This window comes from Paenibacillus rhizovicinus (genome assembly GCF_010365285.1).
Lineage (GTDB): Bacteria > Bacillota > Bacilli > Paenibacillales > Paenibacillaceae > Paenibacillus_Z > Paenibacillus_Z rhizovicinus.
In genome coordinates, this window is record NZ_CP048286.1 from 814,177 (window position 1) to 839,228 (window position 25,052).

A 25,052-nucleotide genomic window follows, 5' to 3' on the forward strand; every position below is an offset into this window, starting at 1 on the left:
CCTGACAACCTGCTTATGCTGTTAAGATTATGGCTTCTCGATGGCGATGTATTCTGCGATTTGGACAGCGTTCCATGCTGCCCCTTTGAGCAGATTATCCGATACGATCCATAAGTTCAGGCCGCGTGCATGACCCAAATCACGGCGAAGCCGACCAACGAACACTTCAGGTTTACCAGCTGCTTCCGTAGCAAGCGGATACCGTTGACCTGCAGGATCGTCGACTAGAACGACGCCGGGAGCGTCAGCAAGCAGATTCTTGACGTCTTCCAGTTCGTAATCGTTTTTGAATTCTACGTATACCGACTCCGAGTGACCGTAAACGACAGGAATCCGGACGCAAGTCGCAGTGACATCGATCGATTCGTCGTCCAAAATTTTCTTCGTCTCGCGGACCATCTTCATCTCTTCCAGCGTATAGCCGTTCTCTTGAAATTTATCGATTTGAGGAATCGCATTAAAGGCGATTTGATGCTTCACCGGCAGCGATCCAACCGGTAAAATATCCGGATCGACTTCGTTTCCATCCAGCACTTCGCGCGTTTGGCGAAGCAATTCGTCGATTGCGCGGCTGCCAGCGCCAGAAACGGCTTGGTAGGTGGACACGATAATGCGAGCAATACCGTACCGTTCCTGCAGCGGTTTCAATGCCGCCACCAATTGGATTGTCGAACAGTTCGGATTTGCGATAATGCCTTTATGTTCGTTGACTTTATCGATATTGACTTCCGGAACGACAAGCGGCGTGTCCGGATCCATTCGATAAGCATTCGTATTGTCGATGCAAACCGCGCCATGCTCGACAGCGTGGGGGGCAAGTGCTTTCGACACGTCCCCGCCAGCACTGAACAAAGCGATTTCTACACCTTTAAAGCTTTCGGGCGTTGCTTCTTCGACTGTATATTCCTTACCTTTAAACATGAGTTTCGTGCCCGCTGATCGAGCGGAAGACAGCAATTTAAGCTCTGCAATGGGGAAATCGCGTTTCTCGAGCAATCCGATGATTTGTTCTCCTACTGCGCCTGTCGCTCCGACTACAGCGACGTTAAACAACTTCTGCTGCGACATTGATTGCCGTGTCTCCCCTCAAAAAGAACTTATGTCAAGATTGCTCCTGGTGCATATGTGGAGTTGTGAAATGTGATTAGGCGCGTTCGACCAGGAGAGGCTGAAGCTGTTTGCCGTTCAAAGCTGCTTCACAGGCTTCGGGAACCAATTCCATTTTGGCGACCAATGAATTGGGCTTCTGAATGGGATTATCCTGCCCGAACGGAACAAAATATACGTTCTTGCAAACGAGTAGTTTGGCGATATTCGCCGCATTCAAGCCAAGTCCGTCATTGGTCGAGATGGCCAGTACGAGCGGACGCTGATTGCGCAACTGCGCTTTCGCAGCCATAAGAACAGGACTGTCCGTCATGGCGTTGGCGAGCTTGCTGGTCGTGTTGCCCGTGCAAGGGGCGATAACTAGAACGTCGAGCAGTTTGGAAGGCCCCAAGGGCTCTGCATCGACAATGGTCGATATGATTTCGTTTCCGGTGATGGACTTCAGTTGACGCTGCCATTCTTCTGCCGTTCCGAACCGGGTATCCGTGGTAATAAGGGTTTGCGTTACGATGGGCACGACATTCGCGCCTTCGTCAACGAACCGTTGGATGACCGGCATAACCTCCGCAAACGTACAGTGAGAACCGGAGAGCGCATAGCCCACCGTTTTGCCTTGCCATTTCATTGCTCATTCCCCCGTAACCTGGTATCTTCCATAATCAATCGACTCAAACAATCCGCTATGATGCGTCCAGCTGTTTTGGGTGCGACGATTCCTGGGAGGCCGGGGGCGAGCAAGGCCTTGATTCCGCGCTTCTCGGCAAAGCGAAAATCCGTTCCGCCGGGCTTGGATGCAAGGTCGATAATGACCGCTCGCGAGGGCAAATTTGCTATAATTTGCGCTGTGACTATCATAGTCGGAATTGTATTAAAAAGCAAGTCAATATTCCCCACATAATGCTGTAATTGCTTGATGTAGAAAGGCTCGAAGCCCATCTCGTACGCTCTTGCAAAATGCTCTTCCCGGCGTACGCCAACCAATACTTTCGCACCTAATCCTTGCAGTGTCCGTGCCAGCGTCAACCCTGTCCGACCGATTCCGAGCACCATGCAGGAAGAACCGTGGATCGTAATGTCCGTGTTCTGGATCGCCATCATGACGGCACCTTCGGCGGTTGGGATCGAGTTGTATATCGCTACATCATCTCGGTCGAACAACTCCACCAGTACGATGCCATGCTTGGCGCATAAATCGCGAAGGTAAGGTTTGGCCATGCCCGCATAGACCTTGCAATGCTTCGGCAGTTTGGCAACGTACTCGTCGGTCAACACCAGCTCTTGATCGCTGAATACAGCCACGATCTTCCCTTCGTCATCCGTTCCAACCGCAGGCAGGATTAACGCGTCAGCATTAACGAACAACGCTTCGTTCATCTCTGCGCGAACCGCGCCGTCCAACGACGAATGCAGCTGGTCAAAGCCTGCGACCGTTACCGTTGCATCCAGCTCGGTCAGCTTCCGGATGACCTCCAGTCCCCGAGCGTCGCCGCCAAGAAGCACGACCTGAACTCCTGTCAGCATAAGGGTATCACTCCTTTCAACAGCAACCGATACGCGCCGTTATCTTCCTGCGGTTCGGTCGGCAGTACAAACTGAACCCGTCAGCCCGCTGAAGGCTGCCCGGTTGACAGTGTCGCTCTTGGTTACAAACCATCTTATGCATCCGCCCAGAGCGTGGTGAAAATGAAATCGTATCCTTGCGCAGGAAAAAGAAAAAGCACTACAGCTTATGCTGCAGTGCTTTATTGTTGAATGAAAGAAATCCCGCTCATTGTTTGCGATTAAACGCCCGTATGTCCGAAGCCGCCCGCGCCTCGCACGGTTGCCGGCAAGTCGTCCGTTTCCGAAATCGCAACCTCCGGCACGAGTTGGAATACCATTTGTGCGATTCGTTCGCCGCGCTCGATCACGAACGGCTGCTGGCCATGATTAATGAGCAGCACTTTCACCTCGCCGCGGTAATCCGCATCGATCGTTCCCGGCGAATTCAAGCATGTGATGCCGTGTTTGAAAGCCAGCCCGCTGCGCGGACGGATCTGCGCTTCAAGCTCTGCAGGCATCGCCATCGCAAACCCTGCCGGGATGAGCTTGCGCTCGCCTGGCTCCAGCGTTTCCGGCTCGGTGACGGCTGCGTGAAGGTCGAATCCGGCAGCCAGTTCGGACATTTTGCGAGGAAGCTGAATATCTTCGTTGCCCGGCATCCGTTTAAGTAATACTTGAAACAAGCGAGTCCCTCCCGATTGCCGATGCTGCTTTGTCATTGCTGCCTACCATCGCAACCGAGAAAGGTACTGCGAGCATGCGCTTCGTCACTTCACGAATGTCGCTCATTTGCACGGCATCGATCCGTTCCAGCATTTGATCCAGCGTAAAATGCCGGCCAAGCATTAATTCGTTCTTGCCGAGACGGTTCATCCGGCTGCTGGTGCTCTCCAGGCTGAGAATCAAACTGCCTTTCAGCTGTTCTTTGCCGCGACTGAGTTCCGTATCCGTCAACCCTTTTACCGCAAGATCGTGCATCTGCTCCATCGTGAGATCCAGCACGTCTTTCGTCTGTTTCGGTGCCGTCCCCGCATAAACGGTGAACAACCCGCTGTCCGCATACGACGTGTGGTACGAGTAAACGGAGTAAGCCAGTCCCCGCTTCTCCCGGATTTCCTGGAACAGTCTCGAACTCATGCCGCCGCCGATCGCGTTGTTCAGCAAAATCATCGCGTATTGAAGGGGATCGGCAATCGAACATCCCGGGAACGAGATGCAAATATGATTTTGCTCCGTTTTCTTCTTATGGAACAAATAATTACCGTTAAATTGCGGTGTCGTCACGGCCATCTCGGAACCCGTCGTATTGAACGCGCCGAAATGCTTCTCCAACAGTTCGAGCAGCGGACCTTCTTCCACGTTGCCCGCAACCGCGATTACCGTATTGTCGAGCCGGTAATGTCCATTCATGTATTCGCGGAGCGTGTCGCCATTCATAGCGTTGAGGCGCTCTTCCAACCCCAAGATGGAATACGCCAGCGGATGATCGCCGTATGCCGCGCGCGAAGCTTCGTCATGGACTTTATCGTCCGGCGTATCCTCGTACATCGAAATTTCTTCCAGAATGACGTTTTTCTCTTTCGCCAGCTCCGACGCATCCATCTTCGAATTAAAGAACATGTCCGCGAGGGCGTCTACCGCGATCGGCAGATGCTGGTCCAGCACTTTAGCGAAATAGCACGTATACTCCTTGGCCGTGAACGCATTCACATTGCCGCCTATGCCGTCGAACAGATCGGCGATATCTTTGGCGCTGTGACGCTCCGTGCCTTTGAACAACATGTGTTCGATAAAATGAGAGATGCCGTTATTGTCAGGGGTTTCATTGCGCGAGCCGGTCTTGACCCAAATGCCGAAAGAAACGGAACGACAGGTCGGAATGTATTCCACAACGACTCTTAGGCCGTTGCTTAGCGTATAGTTATTCAATACTGACTCCTCCTACAAGTTTTGTGGGCGCAGCCCGCAGCCGATTATCCCAGCAAGACAAGCAAAACTACTTCGGAAGCATACGCCCAAGCAACAGCTTGAAATTAATGACTTCACTATAACAAAATTATGGATGCGCCTCAACTAAGGATGCCCTATTAGAGGAAAGCGTGTCGCTGACGGTACCGAGCAGCAGTCCTTTTCCTTTAATTGCCGTAATGATTCCTTGCAGCGCTTGACTGGACGAATCCGTCGGATGCATGAGAATGAGCGAGCCTGGTTCAACGCGCGTGCGCACCTTCTGGATAATCGAATACGCAGGCGGATGCTTCCAATCGACCGTGTCCAGCGTCCATAGCACGGTTTTTAGCCCTTGTTCGGCCGCGACGTCCACCGTCATTTGATTGAAGTCGCCGGATGGAGGCGCGAACCAATGATTCTGGACATGGAGCGTCGATTTCAACAGCGCTTCCGTCTTCGCGATCTGATTATAAGCCGCATTGCGGTCGAGCTGGCTCATGTTCGGATGCGTATACGCATGATTCGATATTTCGTGACCTGCAGCTTGAATCTGTTTCGCAACATCCGTATTCTTCTTCAACCAGGAACCGTCAAAAAAGAAAGTCGCCTTTACGTTCTCCTTCTTCAGCGTCTGCAGCATGGAAGGGATATACTCGTTCCCCCAAGCCACGTTAATCATCAGCGCAACCATCGGCTTATTCGGATTGCCTTTGTAAATAGGAACTCGGCCGAGGTCGTCCAAGGTGACCTTCGGTTCCACTTCCCGGTATACCAAGCGGAAAGGCTCGTTCTCCGGCGCATGCAGCATAAGGCGATAGGATTTGTCGACGTCGACTTCGAGGCCGTTATAGCCCGGAATGGCTTTCCAAACACGATCGACGCTTGCATCAACGGGTGCAATGCGCTTCTTGGCCGCTTCGGACAGAATCATCTCGCGCAGGGATGCCTTGCCTTGAGCGGACGGTTCCGGTAAGGCTGACGCATAAGCGGATGCATCCCCTTGCTTGACTGCGTACATATAGGCCGACAGCGGACCGTTCAATCTCACCGTGATCAGCAGCGCGCACATGGTAAGCAGCATGATGATTCCTTTCTTCAGCTTCATTGCCTCGTCCCACCCTTCTCCTTCATCTTATTATGGCTCGGCCCACAATATGTGAAGAAGAATGAGACGTCAAAATAAAAAAAGAGACAGGTTTTTCCTGCCTCTTTCCCATTGATGTTGATGCCGCTTAAGACTGCTGCGCAGGCACTTCCGGTGCCAACACGGCTTTGCGGGACAGGTTGATCCGTCCTTGCGCATCGATTTCCGTAACTTTAACCGTAATTTGATCGCCGATTTTGAGCACGTCCTCCACTTTCGCGATACGCTCCGCGGAGACTTGCGAAATATGAACGAGCCCGTCTTTATTCGGCAAAATCTCAACGAAGCAGCCGAATTTCTCGATACGTTTCACCGTTCCCAAATACACTTCGCCGACAATGACCTCACGGACAATGCCTTCGATGATTTGTTTCGCGCGCTCGTTCGCTTCCGCGTTGGAGGATGCGATAAAGACGGTTCCGTCTTGCTCGATATCGATTTTTACGCCGGTTTCATCAATGATTTTGTTGATGATTTTACCGCCGGAGCCGATAACGTCACGGATTTTATCCGGGTTGATTTTCATGATGACGATCTTCGGCGCGTATTGCGACAGGCTTGTACGCGGCGTTTGTATCACTTCGTTCATTTTGCCAAGGATGTGCATGCGGCCTTCGCGCGCTTGCTCCAGCGATTGGGACAGGATCGCGCGGTCGATGCCGTCGATTTTGATATCCATTTGAATCGCCGTTACGCCGGCTGCCGTACCCGCAACTTTAAAGTCCATGTCGCCGAGGTGATCTTCCATGCCTTGAATGTCCGACAGGATGGAGAAATGATCGCCGTCTTTGATCAGACCCATGGCAATACCCGCAACAGGAGCTTTGATCGGAACGCCGGCATCCATCATCGCAAGCGTACTTGCGCAAATGCTCGCTTGGCTTGTAGAGCCGTTCGATTCCAGTACTTCGGATACCAAACGGATCGTATATGGGAATTCGGTTTCATTTGGAATTACTTTCGATAGTGCGCGTTCGCCCAATGCGCCATGGCCGATTTCACGGCGGCCCGGAGGACGGAGCGGTCTAGCCTCACCGACGCTGAACGGCGGGAAGTTATAGTGATGCATGAAACGTTTCGTTTCGGTCAAATCGATGCCGTCCAGAATTTGAACGTCGCCAAGCGCGCCAAGCGTACAAATGCTGAGCGCTTGCGTTTGACCACGCGTGAACAAACCGGTTCCGTGCGTGCGCGGCAGAATGGCGACATCGCATTCGATTGGACGAATTTCGCCCAATGCTCGTCCATCCGGACGAACTTTATCATGCGTAATCAAGCGGCGAACTTCTTCCTTGACGATATCGTAAAGCACTTCTTTCACGTCGCCAAGCAGTTCAGGCGTTTCGGCGTATTCCACTTCGAAGTGAGCGATGGCATCGCTGTTCACGGCATCGATTGCTTCTTGGCGCGCATGCTTCTCGATCACGCGAACCGCTTCAACCAAACGTGCTTGCGAGAATGCGCGTACCGCTTCATTCACGGCATCGTTCACGGCATGCAATTTAACTTCGACTTTCGGTTTGCCCGCAAGTCCTTGAAGCTCTTCAATCGTTGCAACGATGCGGCGGATCTCGTCATGTCCGAACATGATCGCTTCCAAGATGACTTCTTCCGATACCTCGTTCGCTTCGGCTTCCACCATCATGATGGCTTCTTTTGTACCGGCAACGACGAGATAAACATCGCTCTTCGCTGCTTGATCAACTGTCGGATTAATGATGAATTGACCATCGATGCGGCCTACGACTACGCCGCCGATCGGTCCATTAAACGGAATGTCCGAAAGGGTCAACGCAGCCGATGTACCGATCATTGCTGCGATTTCTGGGGAGCAGTCTTGGTCAACGCTCATTACGATGTTCGCGATTTGCACTTCGTTACGGAAGCCTTCCGGGAACAACGGACGAATCGGACGATCTGTCAGGCGGCTCGCCAGGATGGCTTTCTCGCTTGGACGTCCTTCGCGTTTAATGAATCCGCCTGGGATTTTGCCCACGGCATACAAACGCTCTTCGTAATTGACCGTAAGCGGGAAAAAGTCGAGATTTTTCGGTTCCGTGGACGATACGACGGTACAAAGGACAACCGTCTCTCCGTATTTTACCGTTACCGCCGCGTTGGCTTGTTTCGCCAAGCGCCCTGTTTCCAGGACTAGCGGACGGCCGCCCAATGTTGTTTCTACGCGTTGCAGCATATAATTCCTCCTCACTGCAATGAGGGTTCTGTTGGAACGCCCCATCGTCAGCATTGTAAATGTCATATGTCAATGAGAAAAGCTCCATCGTGCAGGTCATGCTGGTAAGTGAGCTTTTCGTGCAAGGTATGTTATGTAAGCTACGTTAATTTATAAAAAGCAACCCAGCGCAGCCGCCCGTGATTCCCGGGCGGCGTAACAACCAGGTTGCTTTTATCCCCGCATCTATTATCGGCGAAGGCCGAGTTTTTCGATCAATGCGCTGTAACGTCGTACGTCTTTGTTTTTCAGGTAAGCCAACAATTTACGGCGTTGACCAACCATTTTGAGCAGACCGCGGCGCGAATGATGATCTTTCTTGTGCGTCCGAAGATGATCTGTCAAATTGACGATGTTTTGCGTCAGGATAGCGATTTGAACTTCCGGGGATCCCGTATCGTTCGCGTGGGTTTTGTGCTCGTCGATCAATTGATGTTTGCGTTCTTGCGTAAGTGCCATCCGTGTTCACCTCCTTGTATCATAATCGCCATTAGCCTCGCCAGCGCCCGGTGAATGACGGACAGGCCAAGCTAAGGTTCTAATGCTGCGCATACTGGATCTAGACTGTGACTACGCAACGTCTAAGAGTATAACATATCTTTGGGCAAGAAGTAAATGTGATTCTTACTTCTTATTATAGGCACTTAATAAAGCGCGCGCCTGATCCCCATCGGAATGAATTTGCGCGATAAGCTCGTCAATGGAACCGAACTTCTTCTCTGTCCGAAGAAAAGCGATAAATTGAATGGAGACCGTCTTGCCATAGATATCACTATTGAAGTCGAACAAATGCGCTTCCATGACCGGCTCAGGGAGATTATCATGGAACGTCGGCTTCACGCCGATATTGAGCACGCCCGGAACACGCTTGCCTTCAACCTCCGCCATGATCGCATATACGCCTTGGCGAGGAACGAAGAAGCCGGCTTCCACGCCAATATTGGCCGTCGGATAGCCGAGTTTCCGGCCTCTGCCTTCACCTTGCACAACAACCCCGCGCACCTCGTACGGTTCGCCGAGAAGCGATGCAGCTTCCTCGGGACGTCCGCCGATAAGCGCTTCGCGAATGCGCGTGCTGCTTACTTTATCGCCGTCTTGTATGAATGGCTCCACGATTTCCACCCCGATATCCGGTTCGCCGAGTGACCATAGCGTCTCCGGTTTACCCGCTCCTCTGGCGCCGAACGTAAAGTCGAAGCCGACGACGGCCCGTTTTACCTGCAGCGGCCTTAGAACGAGGTCCACAAACTCGGACGGCGTTACACTGGCGAACTCCAAATCAAATTGAACGATGTATACCACATCGACGCCCAGCTTACGGAAGCACTCGACCTTGTCATCAAGCGGCGTCAAACTGACTTGATACTGTCCGCTTCGGCCGAGCACTTCTTTGGGATGGGGATGAAACGTCATGACAGCCCCTTGGAGCCCGTCTGCCCGCGCAGACGCAACCGCTTGCGCAATGACATTTTGATGGCCGCGATGAACGCCGTCGAAATGACCGATGGCCAGCGTTTTAGGCTTGGCATGCTTAGCGGCTGCCGAATCCGCGATCGGATATTGTAAAGAAATAACGTCCATGCAGTCACACCTGCTTTATTATCGCTAGTCTGCCGTCGGCGTAAACACCTTCACGGCTTTAAGAGTACCGGATTCCTCATCCGGTTGAAATACGCCTGCGAACAAACCGTCTTCGCCATATACGCGAAGCAGGGAATGGCTCTCAAACGCTTCTTGTACGAGTATGTTTTGCAGCGGAATCCGCTTCCCTTGGAAAGCGCGCTGAACATCTGCTGCGCTGATCGTTATCCGAGGAAAATGATCCAACGCTTCGTCAGAAGCCGTCAGCCTGTCCTCGATCGTGCCGGAGGCTTTGTACTGAGCGATTTCTTCGAGGGTCAAACAATGCTCTTGGGTAAATCCGCCTGACATCGTCCGAATCAACTTCACCATTACAGAAGGTACATGCAGCGCTTCGCCGATATCGACGCACAGCGTTCGAATGTAAGTCCCTTTGGAGCAGACGACAGAGAAGCGAATGACGGGATGCGGCTGATTCAATTGGACCTCGAGCAAATCCAACTCGTAAATCGTGACTTTGCGGGATTGGCGTTCAATCACTTGACCTTCCCGCGCCAGCTCGTACAACCTCTTACCGTCGACTCGAACGGCCGAGAACATTGGCGGCACTTGGTCGATTTCGCCGATAAAGGAAGCAAGAACGTCACGGATCTGAGTTTCCGTTAACGAAACCGAAGGAAGTTCCTTCGTGATCGTGCCGGTCAAATCTTCCGTGTCCGTAGCAAGTCCGAACTGCATAACGGCTTCATAGGATTTGGGTCTGTCCTGCACATATTCCACGACGCGCGTCGCCCGTCCGATACAGAGCGGGAGAACGCCCGTTACTTGTGGATCCAACGTGCCGGTATGTCCAATCCGTTTCACTTTCAAGATGCCTCTGACTTTCGCCACGACGTCATGCGAGGTCCAGCCAGCGGGTTTCCAAACTGCCAAAATGCCATCCATCATTTGTCCAGCGCCTCTCTTACGGCTTGTACGACGGATGCGACAGACTCCTGGATGCCCTGTTCCAGCCTGCAGCCTGCTGCGCGCACATGCCCGCCGCCGCCAAAGGTTTGAGCAATTGCCGAAACATCAGCTTTTCCCGAAGAACGCATGCTAACTTTCACATCGCCATTCTCGGTTTCTTTGAACAAGATTCCGACTTCCACGCCTTCAACGTTAAGCGCGTAATTCACGAGACCTTCCAAATCTTCGCCGACAGCTCCGGTATCCGCCATGTCGGCAAAAGCGACATAGAGCCAGGCGATTTGATTGTCGTCCGAGAAAGTGAGCCGGCTCAATCCCCGCTGCAATAGCAACAGCTGCGGTTTCGTCATTTGCTCCAGCAGATGATTGGCAATCCAATGGCCCTTCACGCCTTCAGTCAACATGACCGAAGCAATATGCATCACGCGCGGCGTCGTATTGGAATAACGAAATCCGCCCGTATCTGTCAAGAGCCCCGTGTATATCGCCGTAGCTGCTTCGTTATCCAACGGGATGCCGGCAAATTCGATCAGGTCGAAAAGGATTTCAACCGTTGCTGCCGCATCCGTCCGGATAAGGTTATGTGATCCAAAATCATCGTTCGTCGGATGATGGTCGATGTTGAGCAATTGCGCGTTCTCGGCGAAACAGTCTTTCACAAGGCCGATTCGGCGGAAATCCGCACAATCGATCGATATGATCCGATCGAACTTTTCTTCTGGAGGCTGTTTGCTGTAATTGATGATCCCCGCCGTCGCTTCCATGAAATGGAGGCGAACGGGGACTGCGCTCTCATTGATCAATACGGGCTGTTTGCCCAGCTGCCGGAGCAGCCAGCCGACGACAAGCGTCGAGCTGATTGCGTCGCCGTCAGGCTGAACGTGGGCGACAACAAGAAACTTGCTGCCGCCTCGGATGAAATCCAGCGCAGCCTGCAGCTGCTCCGTATAAGCGGCTGGAAATGCCGCAGCTTTCGCCGCGGTCATTGAACTCCCCTGCCACTGCCTGCATTGATGTCATTAAGCAGCGACTCGATTTTGCTGCCGTACTCGATACTGCTGTCGAATTTAAACAGCAGCTCGGGCGTATGGCGGAATCGAATACGCTTGCCCAGCTCGGAACGGATAAACCCTTTTCCCCGTGCCAATGCTTTGAGCGTTTCTTCCTTTTGTTCTTCGCTTCCGAGCACGCTGAGGAATACCCGTGCTTGGGACAGGTCGTTCGTTATTTCAACGCCTGTCACCGTAATAAAGCCGATCCGGGGATCCTTCAACTCGGTTTGGATAATCGTGCTCAGTTCTTTCTTGATTTGTTCACCTACGCGTCCTACGCGGACTTTGGCCATCGGTCAATCACCTCTCTACGGACTCCATGATGAAGGCCTCGATAACGTCGCCCTCTTTGAGGTCGTTGAACTTATCGAGCGTAATGCCGCATTCGTAGCCTTGAGCCACTTCTTTGGCATCGTCTTTGTACCGTTTGAGCGACTCGATTTCGCCTTCGAACACGACGATTCCACTGCGGATCAAGCGTGCTTTCGCGCTGCGCGTGATTTTGCCGGATGTGACCATGCAGCCTGCGATAACGCCCACTTTGGTAACTTTGAACAGGTTGCGGACTTCGGCTTGGCCGATAACCACTTCTTTGAAGACAGGATCCAGCATCCCCTTCATCGCATGTTCGATCTCGTCGATGACGTTGTAGATGATGCTGTGGAGACGGATGTCGACTTTCTCCTGCTCGGCCGTTGCGAGCGCCTGCGGCTCAGGACGTACGTTGAAGCCGATGACGATTGCGCTGGACGCAGCAGCCAGGTTAATATCCGATTCCGTGATCGCGCCTGCTCCGCTGTGGATGATTTTGACGCGTACGCCTTCGATATCGATCTTCGCCAGGGAGCCTTTCAGCGCCTCGGAAGAACCTTGAACGTCCGCTTTAATGATAACGTTGAGATCCTTGACCTCGCCGTCTTTAATATGATTGTACAAATCTTCGAGCGTTACGCGCGAATTCGCGCCCAACTCGGATTGACGCTGCTTGATTGCGCGGCGTTCTGCGATAGCGCGCGCTTTGCGCTCGTCTTCGAACACCAGGAACGGATCTCCCGCTTGCGGAACTTCCGTCAAACCGGTGATTTCGATCGGCGTGCTCGGACCAGCTTCTTTGAGACGGCGGCCTTTGTCGTTGACCATGGCGCGAACGCGGCCGAAACAATTACCGGCAACGAAAGCATCGCCGATTTTGAGCGTACCGTGCTGCACGAGAATACGCGCTACCGGGCCTTTGCCTTTATCGAGCTCGGCTTCAATGACGGTACCGCGCGCCCGCTTGTTCGGGTTCGCTTTGTAATCGTTCATTTCAGCTACGAGCAGAATCATTTCAAGCAATTCTTCCAGACCGATGCGCTGTTTAGCCGACACGTTGACGAATATCGTATCGCCGCCCCACTCTTCCGGCACGAGACCGTATTCGGTCAAGCTCTGCTTGATTTTGTCCGGATCGGCGCCAGGCTTATCGATTTTGTTGACAGCCACGATGATCGGCACGTTCGCCGCTTTCGCATGGTTGATCGCTTCAACGGTTTGCGGCATAACGCCGTCATCCGCCGCAACGACGATAATCGTGATATCCGTTACTTGGGCACCGCGGGCACGCATGAGCGTAAACGCTTCGTGACCAGGTGTATCCAGGAAAGTGATTTTCTTATGGTTGATTTCAACTTGGTAGGCACCGATATGCTGCGTGATACCGCCAGCCTCGCCGCCCGTAACGTTCGTTTGACGGATGGCATCCAGCAAAGTCGTTTTACCGTGGTCGACGTGACCCATGATCGTTACAACCGGTGGACGGTTTTCGAGCAGTTCTTCTTCGTCTTTCTCTTCGAACGTCTCGAATTGATCTTCCTCGACAGGGATCTTCACTTCAACTTCAACGCCATATTCCGTAGCGATCAATTGAACGGTATCCAGATCCACCTCTTGGTTGATCGTGGCCATTACGCCGAGGATAATGAGCTTCTTGATAACTTCCGAAGCATCCTTATGCAGCAATTTAGCTAGATCGCCTACGGTTACCGTACCGCGAACGATGATTTTCTTCGGCGTGTTGTCGATTTTCTCGCGGCGTTCTTGCTGTTGACCGCCTTTACCGCGGTTGTTCTTGCCGCCTCTGTTGTTCTTGAAGTTGCCAGAACGGCTGCTGTTGTTGTCGTCGAAACGTTTGTTGCTGCTGTATGAATTGTTCGCCGCTTTCGGATTGGTTCTTCTCCGATCGTCGGACGCTGGACGATTGTTATCAAACGTACGCGCAGGAGCGCTGCTTGCGCCGCCGCCGCGATTAGCCGGTTGGCTCTGTGACGGAGCCGATGAACGGAATCCGCCTTGGCCGCCGCCTTGACCGCCGCCTGCCGGACGGTTGCCTTGGTAACCTCCACCGCCTCCTTGGCCGCCGCCTGCTGGACGATTGCCTTGGTAGCCGCCTCCGCCGCCTTGACCGCCGCCTGCCGGACGATTGCCTTGGTAGCCGCCGCCTTGGCCTTGACCTTGCGGACGATTGCCTTGATAGCCGCCTCCGCCCTGACCTTGCGGACGAGCGCCTTGGCCCCCTTGGCCTTGACCTTGCGGACGGTTGCCTTGATAGCCGCCGCCTTGACCCTGTGGACGGTTGCCTTGATAGCCGCCACCGCCTTGACCTTGCGGACGATTACCTTGGTAGCCGCCTTGGCCTTGCGGACGGTTGCCTTGGTAGCCGCCTTGACCTTGCGGGCGTTGATTGCTGCTGCTGTTGGAACTGGAATTGCTGCTAGCATTGCTGCTATTGCTGTTTGTGTTACTGTTGGTGCCGTTGCTTTCATTTCCTTGCGAAGGCGTGGATGACGTTTGCGCGCTAGAAGCCGAAGCTTGATTGGTCGTCGAATTCGCGGATGAACCCGCGGACGTTGTTGGTGTATTCGATGTATGTGTTATGTTCATATTCCCCTGTTTTTCATTCGTATTTTTGTTGCCTTGTCCCTGTTGTACGGAAGCATTGAGCGTGTGCTGCGGCTTACGATCTTGCTGTCCTTGTTGAGGGCGATTGGACGATTGTGCCGCTGCCGAAACCGTCGCGTTCTCCTGCGCGCGTTTGGCTGCTGCGTTCGCCTTGATATCACGGAAGAAGCCTTCCACTTTGGAAACCATTCCATTCTCCATGACGCTCATATGATTGTTCACGGGCAGATTGAGACGCTTTAGAATGGTAATGATTTCTTTGCTGCTCATGTTAAGTGATTTTGCATATTCATAAACACGCAATTTATCTTTATTGTCATTGTCTTGTTGTTTAGTCAATATACTCCACCTCCGAAGGTTCAGTTAAGCTTTGAACGATGCTCTTGGCAAAGCCGGCATCCGTCAAACCCAGGATAACCCGCTCCGATTTACCGATCGCTTCTCCCAGCGCTACCCGGTCAAATGCCTCCAAGCATTTCGCGTTATATGTCGCACACTTGTCACGAAACTTCTTCTTCGTATTATCTGATGCATCCGCCGCAACTATAACCAGTTTCGCCTTGCCTTGCCGAACGGCTTTCAGCACGGTCTCATCCCCGGTTACAAGTTTGCCTGCACGCATAGCCATTCCCAGCATGGCAAGCGCCTTATGCTTCTTCATCATCATCCATCTCATCCTTACTGGCAATGAACGCATCCTCTACCGCGATGAAATCGTGCGCGAGTTGATCGTATATCTCCGGTCCGACCGTCTGTTTCAAGGCCCGATCCAGCGCTCGGCTTTTCTTGGCCAGTCTGAAACAATCCACTTTCCCGCATAGATAAGCGCCGCGGCCAGCTTTCTTGCCCGTTAAATCAATCAGGACGGCTTCATCCGGCGTGCGAACGACCCGGATTAATTCCTTCTTAGGTTTCATTTCTTGACAAGCTACGCACTTACGCAGCGGAATTTTTCTTGGTCTCACCATTCATCCCCCCCTGAACGCTTCCCGACTGGCTCTTAGTCGATGGAGACGGAATCCTGATGCATGGTGCTCATCGGAGATTTCGGACGGCCATATTCCTGCTCGGCCTGTGTCTCGCTCTTAATATCGATTTTCCAGCCGGTCAGCTTCGCAGCCAGCCGCGCATTTTGACCTTTGATGCCGATGGCGAGCGAGAGCTGATAGTCCGGCACGATAACGCGTGCCATTTTCTCTTGCTCGTACACGATAACTTCGATGACTTTAGACGGGCTCAATGCGTTCGCGACGTATTCTTCCACGCTCTCCGACCACCGCACGATGTCGATTTTCTCGCCCTTCAGCTCCGTTACGATCGTTTGGACGCGCATGCCCTTCTGGCCTACGCAGGATCCAACCGGATCCACTTCCGGATTACGGGAGTGCACGGCGATTTTGGAACGGAAGCCTGCTTCGCGCGCAACCGAACGAATTTCGACCACGCCGTCGTAAATCTCGGGCACTTCCAGCTCGAACAGCCGTTTGAGCAGACCCGGATGCGTACGCGACAAGAAAATTTGCGGCCCCTTCGTCGTGTTCTCCACTTTCGTGATGAACGATTTAACGCGATCGCCATGTTTGAATTTATCCGTCGGCATCAGTTCGGTCAGCGGCAAAACCGCTTCGACCTTGCCCAGATCAATAAACAGATTGCGAACATCCTGACGTTGTACGATGCCGTTCACGATATCTTCTTCTTTATCGATGAACGCATTGTAAATGAGCCCGCGCTCCGCTTCGCGAATTCGCTGCGTCACGACCTGCTTTGCCGTTTGCGCTGCAATTCGGCCGAAGTCGCGAGGCGTTACTTCGATCTCTGCGATATCGTCCAAGTGGAAATGCGGATTGATTTCGTGGGACGCTTCCACCGAAATTTCCAGGCGCGGGTCCAGCACCTCTTCAACGACGGTTTTGCGCGCATAGACTCTGATTACGCCCGTAAACCGGTTAATGTCCACCCGAACGTTCTGTGCTGTATTAAAATTGCGTTTGTAGCTAGAAATCAGGGCAGCTTCGATCGCTTCCAGCAAAATGTCTTTGCTGATCCCTTTCTCTCTCTCGATTTCATTCAATGCTTCGATAAATTCCATGCTCATTGGAAATGAGTTCCCCCTTTCGACTGGTTCCCTAACGTTATAATAAAGCCGACTCTTCTCGCTTCAATTAGAAAAGAATGGCCAAACGGGCGCTTGCTACTTTTGCATACGGAATCGTATGCCGCTTCTTGCCGATCTCAACGACGATTTCTTCGCCGTCGAACGAAATCAATGTGCCTTCGAATTCTTTCAAGGCGCCAATCGGCTCGTAAGTCGTTACGAAAACATGCTTGCCGACCGCTTTGGTGACATCATCGGGCTTTTTCAGCGGACGTTCCGCACCCGGCGAGGATACTTCCAGGAAGTAAGCATCGGAAATCGGATCGTTCTCATCGAGTTTCTCGCTCAAATATTCACTGATTCGGCCGCATTCGTCGATGTCGATATTTCCTTCTTTGTCAACGTAGACCCGAAGAAACCAGTTGCTTCCTTCTTTGATGTACTCAACGTCCACAAGTTCAAATCCATTTTCGTCGAGAAACGGTTTGACCATTTCCTCCACGGCGGTTTTGATTTTAGGTGTGCTCAAAAACGATGTACCTCCTACTGCAGCAGGTCGTCAGATGGCGCGCTGTCAGTTTATTTTCAGCTGAAAATGGACCTTGCAAGAATAAACGGCATGGCTGCCCTTGTGGCGGCACGATACGTCTCTTCCCAGAGAAATCCAAGCATTTCTTAAGGCGGAGACTTCCGCATGCTTGAATTTTAATAAAGCTTCGTAAGTATCCGTAGACGTAAAAAGGTGCAGACAAAACGTAAAGAGTGGGTTTCCCCACTCTTCTGCGAAAAAGTCGTATCATCAGCATTACCAGAAAGATTATACCATAACCATGAAGTGGTGACAACATTGGCGCTGGAGGGTGCGCTCGGGGGGGGGGGGGGCGGTCGCTCCGGGCGGGAGTGCGCCTTCGGCCACTTATTGAACTCGTGATGCTGGATGGAATTAGCCAAGGAAGCATCACGAGTTCAAAGGCGGCACGTAAACTCTCCGGCTGCACCCCCGCCCTGCGATCCCTCCTTCCCCTCGCTTACCAGCGCTGGAAGGCAGAGGCAGATGGTTGCCGAGGTCTTCCGGCAACCATCTGCGGAAACCGGCGAGAACATAGAGGCTTCTTCGTTCCTTCGTCACTTGTTCACCTGCGGTAGAGCCAAAACCAGACCGCCAAGGCTCAAGCAACCTCAAACCCCATCGTTCCTTCGTCACTCGTTCACCTGCGGTAAACCCAAAACCAAACCGCCAAAGCTCAAACAACCCCAAACCTGTCGTTCCTTCGTCATTCGTTCACTTGCGGTAAACTACCACACAACTAACCGGCCAGCCCACTACCTTCTAGAACAAAGACAACTGGTTCGATTCCGGCAATCCGCGGAAACAACCCATGCCCGTCAACACTTCGACGATCGTCTTCGTTGCTTTCGACTTCTGCTGGAAGTCCTCGATGGACAGGAACTCGCCAAAGTCGCGCGCGGCGGCGATGTTGCGTGCGGCGTTCTCGCCGATACCGCTGATCGCACCGAAAGGCGGGATAATGGACGTTCCATCGACGATGAAGCGCGTCGCTTCGGAACGATACAGATCGACCGGCTTGTAGGAAAAGCCGCGAGCGGTCATTTCAAGCGACATCTCGAGCAGCGAGACGCTGTTCTTCTCTTTCGGCGTGGCGTTGAATCCTTTTTGCTCGATTTCGATCAGCTTCTTCAGAATCGCATCGTAACCCTGGCACAACAGCTCCAGGTCGAAGTCTTCTGCGCGGATCGAGAAGTAGGTCGCATAATAATGAATCGGATAATACAATTTGAAATAGGCCGTCCGAACAGCCGAAATAACATAAGCCGCGGCATGGGCTTTCGGGAACATGTACTCGATTTTGAGGCAGGAATCAATGTACCACTGCGGCACTTTGCACCGCTTCATCTCATCGATCCATTCCGGCGTCAGACCGCGTCCCTTACGAACGCTTTCTGTGATTTTAAACGCGAGTCCCGCATCCATGCCCGCTTTATAAATCAAGAAGAGCATGATATCGTCACGACAGCCGATTACCGTCTTGATGGTGCAGGTCCGATTCTTGATCAATTCTTGCGCATTGCCCAGCCATACGCCCGTTCCGTGGGACAACCCCGAGATTTGCAGTAAATCCGCAAAAGTCGCCGGCTTCGTCTCCTCTAACATCTGGCGGACGAATTTCGTTCCCATTTCCGGCACGCCGTACGTGGCAACCGAGGAACGAATCTGCTCCTGTGTTACGCCGAGCGCTTCAGTCGAGCTGAACATGCTCATAACCTTGGGGTCGTTCATCGGGATCGTCGTCGGGTCGACGCCGGTCAAGTCCTGCAGCATCCGCATCATGGTCGGATCATCGTGTCCGAGAATATCGAGCTTCAGCAGGTTTTCCTCGAAGGCATGATAGTCAAAATGCGTCGTCTGCCATTCGGCATTCTGGTCATCGGCCGGATATTGTACGGGCGTAACGTCTTCTACGTCGATATAATCAGGCACGACGACGATACCGCCGGGATGCTGGCCCGTGCTCCGCTTGACGCCCGTACAGCCGCTCGCAAGCCGGGACAATTCCGCTCCGCGCCATTTCTTGCCTTTGTCTTCCTCGTATTTCTTCGCAAATCCGTATGCCGTCTTCTCCGCGACGGTTCCGATCGTGCCCGCCCGGAATACCGCCTTCTCGCCGAACATGATCTTCGTGAAATTATGCGCCGTCGCTTGGTATTCGCCCGAGAAGTTCAAGTCGATATCGGGAACTTTATCGCCTTTGAAGCCGAGGAACGTCTCGAACGGAATATCCTGTCCTTCGCCCTTCAGCGGTTGGCCGCAGTTCGGGCAGACCTTGTCCGGCAAGTCGAATCCGCTCGGATAACTGCCGTCCAGGAACCATTCGCTGTATTTGCAAGCTTCGTTCAAGCACGTGTAATGCGCAGGCAATGGATTAACCTCGGAGATGCCGAGGAACGTCGCCACGACAGATGAACCTACCGAACCCCGGGAACCGACGAGATAGCCATCCGCGTTCGACTTCTTCACGAGCTTCTCCGAGATCAAATAGTTGGCCGCGAAGCCCGCTTTCGTAATCGGAATGAGCTCCTTCTCCAGCCGCTGCACGACGACTTCCGGTATCGGTTCGCCGTATAGGCGCTTGGCTGTTTCATAACAGGTGTTGCGCATCTCTTCGTCGGCGCCTTCCATGATCGGAACGAACAGCTTCGTCGGGAACAGATCGAATTTCTCGAATCGGTCGACCAGCTCGTTCGTGTTCTTCACGACGACTTCGTAAGCGCGAGCTTCGCCCAGAAATTCGAACTCGGCCAGCATTTCTTTCGTCGTTCGGAAATGAGCGTCCGGCTTCGTAATGTCTTTGAGCGGACTGAAGCCCGTAATGCCGTGAATCGTAATGTCACGGAACATCTTGTCCCGCTCCAGTAAGTAATGCACATTGCCAGTCGCAATAACCGGCTTGCCCAATTTATCGCCGATTTCACAAACACGGCGCAGTGCCTGTTCGATTTCGGCCCGGCTGGCGACGAAACCTTTCTCCACCAAATGCATGTAGAACGTAACTGGCTGAATCTCCAGCACATCGTAATAACGCGCCGTTTCCTCGGCCTCTTCCAACGATTTGTTCATAACCGCTTCGAAGAATTCACCCTTCTCGCAGCCCGAGATTATCAGCAAACCTTCGCGTAGGTCCGACAGCTTGCTCTTCGGAATCGTGGCAACGCGTTTAAAATGCTGGGTATGCGAAATGGAAATTAATTTAAATAAGTTCTTCTTGCCTACCGCGTTAAGCGCATAGATACAGCAATGGAACGGACGCATATTGGACAGGTCGAGCCCAACGTAATCATTAAGCATATGAAGGCCGGTAATATTGCGAGCCGCTGCGTCATTGATCAGCACAAACAGTACGCCGCCAAGGGCGATCGAATCGTCAATGGCTCGGTGAGCGTTCTCGAGGCTAACCTTGAATTTATCCGCCAATGTCCCCAGTCTGTGATTCTTCATCGTCGGATGCAGGAACCTTGCCAGTTCCAGCGTATCCAATACCGGATTCTTGACTTCGGGCAATCCATGCAGCTTGCACGCGGCTTGAATAAAGCCCATATCGAATCGCGCGTTATGCGCGACTAGAACCGCGTCGCCGATAAATTCAACGAACGCTTTGATTTGCGGTCCAAGTTCAGGCGCATCGACGACCATTTCGTTCGTAATGTTCGTGAGCTGCTGAATGTTGTACGGTATGTTCTCATGCGGGTTAATAAACGTCGAGAAGCGGTCGATTTCCTTGCCTTCCAGCATCTTGACGCCCGCAAGCTCGATGATCTTGTTGTTCACGACCGACAAACCGGTGGTCTCGATATCGAATACGACGTATACGCCGGTCGCGAGCGATTGTTCTCGTGAATTCATGACCATCGGAATGGCATCGTTGACCACGTTCGCTTCCAATCCGTACAGCACTTGGATACCGTTCTTCTTTGCGGCCTTCGCAGCTTCCGGATAGCACTGAACATTGCCGTGATCCGTAATCGCAATCGCTTTATGTCCCCATTTGGCAGCCTGTTTGATATACGCATCGGCCGAAGTGACCGCATCCATCGTACTCATCGTCGTGTGCAGGTGGAATTCGACGCGTTTCTCTTCCGCATCATCCTTCGGTTCCCGCGGCGACATCACTTCATGCAGGTCGGACGGCATCATAACGAGCTCCGGCTCCATCATGAAACGGTCGTATTCCACGCGTCCGCGCGCTTTGATCCATTTGCCGTTGGCCAGCTGTTTCAGGACTTTGACGTCGTCCTTCGTCTTGGCGAACATCTTCATCGCGATGGAATCGGTGAAATCCGTCACGTTGAAAGTGAAGAGCGTGCTGCCGTTGCGCAGCTCCTTCTCGTCTAGTCCGAACACGGCGCCTTGCACGGTTATCTTCTTCTCTTCTTCGATGACGTTCATAATCGGAACGGCTTGGTCGCGAATATCATAGCCGACAACCAGGCGCACATCGCCTTCTTCGACAGTCGGCTCTTCCGGAATCGAGGCGGTCATCATTTGCTCGATCACGTCGCGCTCTTCCTGGGCCCGCTTCTGCTCGAATGCTTCGTAGATGTCGTGTTTGGATTCCGCCACTTTCATCTTGACGCGGCATGCGACGGAAAACTGATTCTTGTAGAAATCGACCGCCATCTCGTCGATCCGTTTTTTCTTCGCCATCTCAAGCCCCATTTCGTCCATCATATGGAGCGTAATGAGTTCCCCGTCCGTTTCCATCTTCGCTTTGCTGATCCAACCGTTAATGGACGCATTGCTTTGCTGCAGCCACTCAATGAAAGCCGGCCAATATTCGCTCACCAATTCTTCTCTGGAGATGTCCTCGCCAAATTGAAATTGGAACGATATCTTCGCAATATGCGCAAACTTGCCTTGAATCGCCCTGCAAAAAACACCAAAAGCCGGTAAAGGAACCAAAGACGTTTTGCTAATGCAAAACGTCCATTCCCGGTTACTCCGGCTTACGATCACTTTGTCTATATATCCATCGCCAAAATGCTCATCCGTTAATTGCTGCGGCAGGTCCGCCTGCTTCATCAGCAGTTCGAACCGCTGCCGCTTATCCCCGGTTTGGTTCATATTGCCCTCCCCCAAAAATCAATACGCCCGAGCGAATACGACGGAATGCTCCGCCTTCTCTCCGCACACCAAGCAAGTCTTCTTGTGCTCGGCAGGCTCGAACGGAATGTTCCGGCTCGTAGCACCCGTTTCCTCTTTCACTTGACGCTCGCAAGCCTCTGATCCGCACCAGCCCGCCAATGCAAAGCCCCGCTGTTCTTCGAACAAGGCTTTCATCTCATCCAGCGTTTCGACCGAATACGAATGGTCCGTACGGAATTGCTTCGCACGCTCCAGCATATCATGATGAATGTCTGCGAGCATACGTTCAATTTCTTCCTTCAAGCTGCTCTGCTGCACGATTCGCTTCTCGCCTGAAATCCGCGAAACGAGAACAACTTGTCCGTTCTCCATATCACGCGGTCCAAGTTCAAGGCGAATAGGAACGCCCCGCATTTCATACTCGTTGAATTTCCAGCCAGGGCTCATATCGGTGCGATCATCGACCTTCACGCGAATACCGGCTTTCTTCAGTTCGGCGTACAGCTCGTCCACGCGGCCTACGACTTGCTCGCGCGTCTTAGGCGGTCCGATCGGAATCATAATGACCTGCGTTGGCGCAACCTTCGGCGGCAGTACCAAGCCGCGGTCGTCGCCGTGCACCATGATCATGGCACCCATCAGTCGAGTCGAAACGCCCCATGAAGTGGTGTGCACGAATTGCTGCGTATTTTCGCGGTCCAAATATTTAATATCGAACGCAACGGCGAATTTCGTGCCGAGGTAATGGGACGTACCCGCTTGAACGGCACGGCCGTCCTTCATCATCGCTTCAATGGAGTACGTATCCACTGCGCCCGCAAAACGCTCGGAAGGCGTCTTTTGACCCATGATAACCGGAATCGCCAAATAGTTCTCGCAGAAATCGCGGTAGATATCCAGCATCTGGCTTGTCTCTTCACGCGCTTCGGATTCCAGTTCATGCGCAGTATGTCCTTCTTGCCACAGAAACTCCGTCGTGCGCAAGAACGGCAGCGTCCGCTTCTCCCAACGGACGACGTTCGCCCATTGATTGATCAGAACAGGCAGATCGCGATACGATTGAATCCATTTGGAATACATATGGCCGATGATCGTTTCCGACGTCGGACGAATGGCAAGACGCTCTTCCAGCTTCTCGCCGCCCGCTTCCGTTACCCACGGCAGCTCTGGATTGAAGCCTTCGACATGCTCCTTCTCTTTCATGAAGAAGCTTTCCGGAATGAACATCGGGAAATAAGCGTTGCGATGGCCGGTTTCTTTGAAACGACGATCTAGTTCATCGCGCATATGCTCCCAAATTTCGAAACCTTCCGGACGGAACACGATGCATCCGCGGACCGGCGAATAATCCATCAGCTCCGCTTTCTTAATGACATCGATATACCAACGGGAGAAGTCCTCGCTCTGCGGCGTGATCTCCGTTACGAATTGTTTTTCTTTCGACATGACCGACTAGTTCTCCCCTCTTACCAAGCGCAAAATATCATTATACGTCACGGCCAGCATCAGCAGCATCAGCATCGCAAAGCCGATAAAATGCACCATGCTTTCGCGGTTCGGATCGACCGGACGTCCGCGGACCGCCTCCAGGCCAAGGAAGAGCAAACGGCTTCCATCGAGCGCAGGAACCGGCAGCAGGTTGAAAATCCCCAAATACAAGCTTAGTATGGCAACCCATGAAGTCAGCTGCGTAAATCCTTGTTCCGCGATTTGACTCGTGACTTGGGCCGTCCTGACCGGACCTCCGAGATCATCAAGCTTCACGTGCAACGTGACCAAGTTCTTAAAGCCTTCGAAAATCATGATCGTCATGTTCTTCATCGCATTTCCTGCGTACTTGAACGTTTCGCCGATTTTCGCTGGACGTGATGGCAACGCAGCTGAGATACCGAGCTTTCCTACGCCTTGATCATCCGGTTTCGGCGTGATTTTAGACGTGATTTCCTTGCCGTCGCGCACGACGGTGAACGTAAGCGGCTTGTTAACCGATTTGCTGATCAAGTCGATCATTTTCTCGGAATCCGTGCCGATCTTCACGCCGTTGACCGCATAGATGACATCGCCGATTTTAATATCGGCCTTCGAAGCCGGCATGCCGTCAACGACATCGCCGATAAGCAGACGGTCCGGGTTCTCCATCGGCACGCCGGCCATCTGGATATATGCGAAGAATAACACGAAGGCGAGCACGAAGTTCATGATCGGCCCTGCTACGATCGCAAGCGCGCGCTGCCCGACGGTCTTGCTGCCGAACTGGCGGTCAAGCGGAGCGATCTGCGTCTCTTTCCCTTTCGCGATCATCAGCGCCTGCGGATGAATATCGAAGGATTCGATCAAACCATCCGTATTCAGAGCAACCTTCAGGTTATTCTCGATATCGATCGTTTCCACTTCGCCGCGGACAACATTGCTCCGATCGTCCAGCCGGTCCAAGTAAATACGGGTCACTTTACCGTCTTTTACACGAACGGCAATCGTCTGACCCGGTTGAACTTCGACCAATTCCGGATCTTCGCCGGCCATGCGGACGAATCCGCCCGCGGGTACGAGCCGAAGGGTATACCGCGTCTCGCCGCGTTTAATGGAAAACAGTTTCGGGCCAAACCCGATGGCAAACTCTCTAACCAAAATCCCGGCACGCTTCGCAAAGTAAAAGTGACCCCATTCATGTATGGTCACGATGACGAAGAAGACCATTACCACCATAAAAACGATTTGAATCGTGTGCATCGCTCTCGAGCCTCCTGTTCGTAACGGCCTGTACTTAGATTATCATTATT

Annotated in this window: 20 protein-coding genes; all 20 read right to left on the reverse strand. The window is 52.7% G+C overall.

Annotated features, from left to right (window positions below; translation table 11 throughout):
- Window positions 1–27 precede the first annotated feature (27 nt).
- The 20 genes from GZH47_RS03640 to rseP all read right to left on the reverse strand — a co-directional run bounded on the left by GZH47_RS03640 (window position 28) and on the right by rseP (window position 25,002).
- The gene (locus GZH47_RS03640) at window positions 28–1,068 is read right to left on the reverse strand and encodes an aspartate-semialdehyde dehydrogenase (RefSeq protein WP_162638620.1); all 1,041 of its coding nucleotides are present in this window, start codon (window positions 1,066–1,068) and stop codon (window positions 28–30) included.
- Between the two features lie 76 nt (window positions 1,069–1,144).
- Entirely contained in the window at window positions 1,145–1,732 is a 588-nt protein-coding gene (locus GZH47_RS03645; RefSeq protein WP_162638622.1) for a dipicolinate synthase subunit B, read from the reverse strand.
- Entirely contained in the window at window positions 1,729–2,628 is a 900-nt protein-coding gene (dpsA, locus tag GZH47_RS03650; protein WP_162638624.1) for a dipicolinate synthase subunit DpsA, read from the reverse strand. Before dpsA ends, GZH47_RS03645 begins: the two co-directional genes overlap by 4 nt.
- Window positions 2,629–2,888: 260 nt before the next feature.
- Window positions 2,889–3,308 (reverse strand): dUTP diphosphatase, encoded by a 420-nt coding sequence (gene dut / locus GZH47_RS03655; protein WP_192043614.1) that lies wholly within the window; start codon window positions 3,306–3,308, stop codon window positions 2,889–2,891.
- A 4-nt stretch (window positions 3,309–3,312) separates the two neighbouring features.
- Window positions 3,313–4,578 carry a M16 family metallopeptidase gene (locus GZH47_RS03660; protein ID WP_162638628.1) on the reverse strand — a complete coding sequence of 422 codons (1,266 nt, stop codon included), beginning with the start codon at window positions 4,576–4,578 and terminating at the stop codon, window positions 3,313–3,315.
- A 127-nt stretch (window positions 4,579–4,705) separates the two neighbouring features.
- Complete coding sequence (locus GZH47_RS03665; RefSeq protein ID WP_162638630.1) at window positions 4,706–5,704, reverse strand: polysaccharide deacetylase family protein; 999 nt, start codon at window positions 5,702–5,704, stop codon at window positions 4,706–4,708.
- Window positions 5,705–5,831: 127 nt separating this feature from the next.
- A complete protein-coding gene (gene pnp / locus GZH47_RS03670) occupies window positions 5,832–7,937 on the reverse strand; it encodes a polyribonucleotide nucleotidyltransferase (RefSeq protein WP_162638633.1) in 2,106 nt (701 codons plus the stop codon).
- 228 nt (window positions 7,938–8,165) lie between these two features.
- The gene (gene rpsO / locus GZH47_RS03675; RefSeq protein ID WP_161696834.1) at window positions 8,166–8,435 is read right to left on the reverse strand and encodes a 30S ribosomal protein S15; all 270 of its coding nucleotides are present in this window, start codon (window positions 8,433–8,435) and stop codon (window positions 8,166–8,168) included.
- 165 nt (window positions 8,436–8,600) lie between these two features.
- Window positions 8,601–9,557: a bifunctional riboflavin kinase/FAD synthetase gene (locus GZH47_RS03680; protein ID WP_162638635.1), complete on the reverse strand. Its 957-nt coding sequence runs from the start codon at window positions 9,555–9,557 to the stop codon at window positions 8,601–8,603.
- Window positions 9,558–9,581: 24 nt separating this feature from the next.
- A complete protein-coding gene (gene truB / locus GZH47_RS03685) occupies window positions 9,582–10,502 on the reverse strand; it encodes a tRNA pseudouridine(55) synthase TruB (RefSeq protein WP_162645060.1) in 921 nt (306 codons plus the stop codon).
- Window positions 10,502–11,512, reverse strand: coding sequence for a DHH family phosphoesterase (locus tag GZH47_RS03690; RefSeq protein WP_162638637.1), 1,011 nt, complete (start codon window positions 11,510–11,512; stop codon window positions 10,502–10,504). Before GZH47_RS03690 ends, truB begins: the two co-directional genes overlap by 1 nt.
- The gene (gene rbfA, locus GZH47_RS03695; protein ID WP_162638639.1) at window positions 11,509–11,871 is read right to left on the reverse strand and encodes a 30S ribosome-binding factor RbfA; all 363 of its coding nucleotides are present in this window, start codon (window positions 11,869–11,871) and stop codon (window positions 11,509–11,511) included. Before rbfA ends, GZH47_RS03690 begins: the two co-directional genes overlap by 4 nt.
- Window positions 11,872–11,878: 7 nt before the next feature.
- Window positions 11,879–14,854, reverse strand: a complete 2,976-nt coding sequence (gene infB, locus GZH47_RS03700; protein WP_162638641.1) for a translation initiation factor IF-2 — start codon at window positions 14,852–14,854, stop codon at window positions 11,879–11,881.
- A complete protein-coding gene (locus tag GZH47_RS03705; RefSeq protein WP_192043615.1) occupies window positions 14,847–15,176 on the reverse strand; it encodes a L7Ae/L30e/S12e/Gadd45 family ribosomal protein in 330 nt (109 codons plus the stop codon). The genes infB and GZH47_RS03705 overlap by 8 nt, the downstream gene beginning before the upstream one ends.
- Window positions 15,163–15,480, reverse strand: a complete 318-nt coding sequence (gene rnpM / locus GZH47_RS03710; protein WP_162645061.1) for an RNase P modulator RnpM — start codon at window positions 15,478–15,480, stop codon at window positions 15,163–15,165. Before rnpM ends, GZH47_RS03705 begins: the two co-directional genes overlap by 14 nt.
- A gap of 35 nt (window positions 15,481–15,515) precedes the next feature.
- Window positions 15,516–16,613 (reverse strand): transcription termination factor NusA, encoded by a 1,098-nt coding sequence (gene nusA, locus GZH47_RS03715; RefSeq protein WP_162638644.1) that lies wholly within the window; start codon window positions 16,611–16,613, stop codon window positions 15,516–15,518.
- A gap of 67 nt (window positions 16,614–16,680) precedes the next feature.
- The gene (rimP, locus tag GZH47_RS03720) at window positions 16,681–17,142 is read right to left on the reverse strand and encodes a ribosome maturation factor RimP (RefSeq protein ID WP_162638646.1); all 462 of its coding nucleotides are present in this window, start codon (window positions 17,140–17,142) and stop codon (window positions 16,681–16,683) included.
- An 801-nt stretch (window positions 17,143–17,943) separates the two neighbouring features.
- Window positions 17,944–22,251: a PolC-type DNA polymerase III gene (locus GZH47_RS03725; RefSeq protein ID WP_162638648.1), complete on the reverse strand. Its 4,308-nt coding sequence runs from the start codon at window positions 22,249–22,251 to the stop codon at window positions 17,944–17,946.
- An 18-nt stretch (window positions 22,252–22,269) separates the two neighbouring features.
- Window positions 22,270–23,718, reverse strand: a complete 1,449-nt coding sequence (gene proS / locus GZH47_RS03730; RefSeq protein ID WP_162638650.1) for a proline--tRNA ligase — start codon at window positions 23,716–23,718, stop codon at window positions 22,270–22,272.
- Window positions 23,719–23,724: 6 nt separating this feature from the next.
- On the reverse strand, window positions 23,725–25,002 hold the full coding sequence (gene rseP, locus GZH47_RS03735; protein WP_162638652.1) for an RIP metalloprotease RseP: 1,278 nt from the start codon (window positions 25,000–25,002) through the stop codon (window positions 23,725–23,727).
- Window positions 25,003–25,052: the final 50 nt, after the last annotated feature.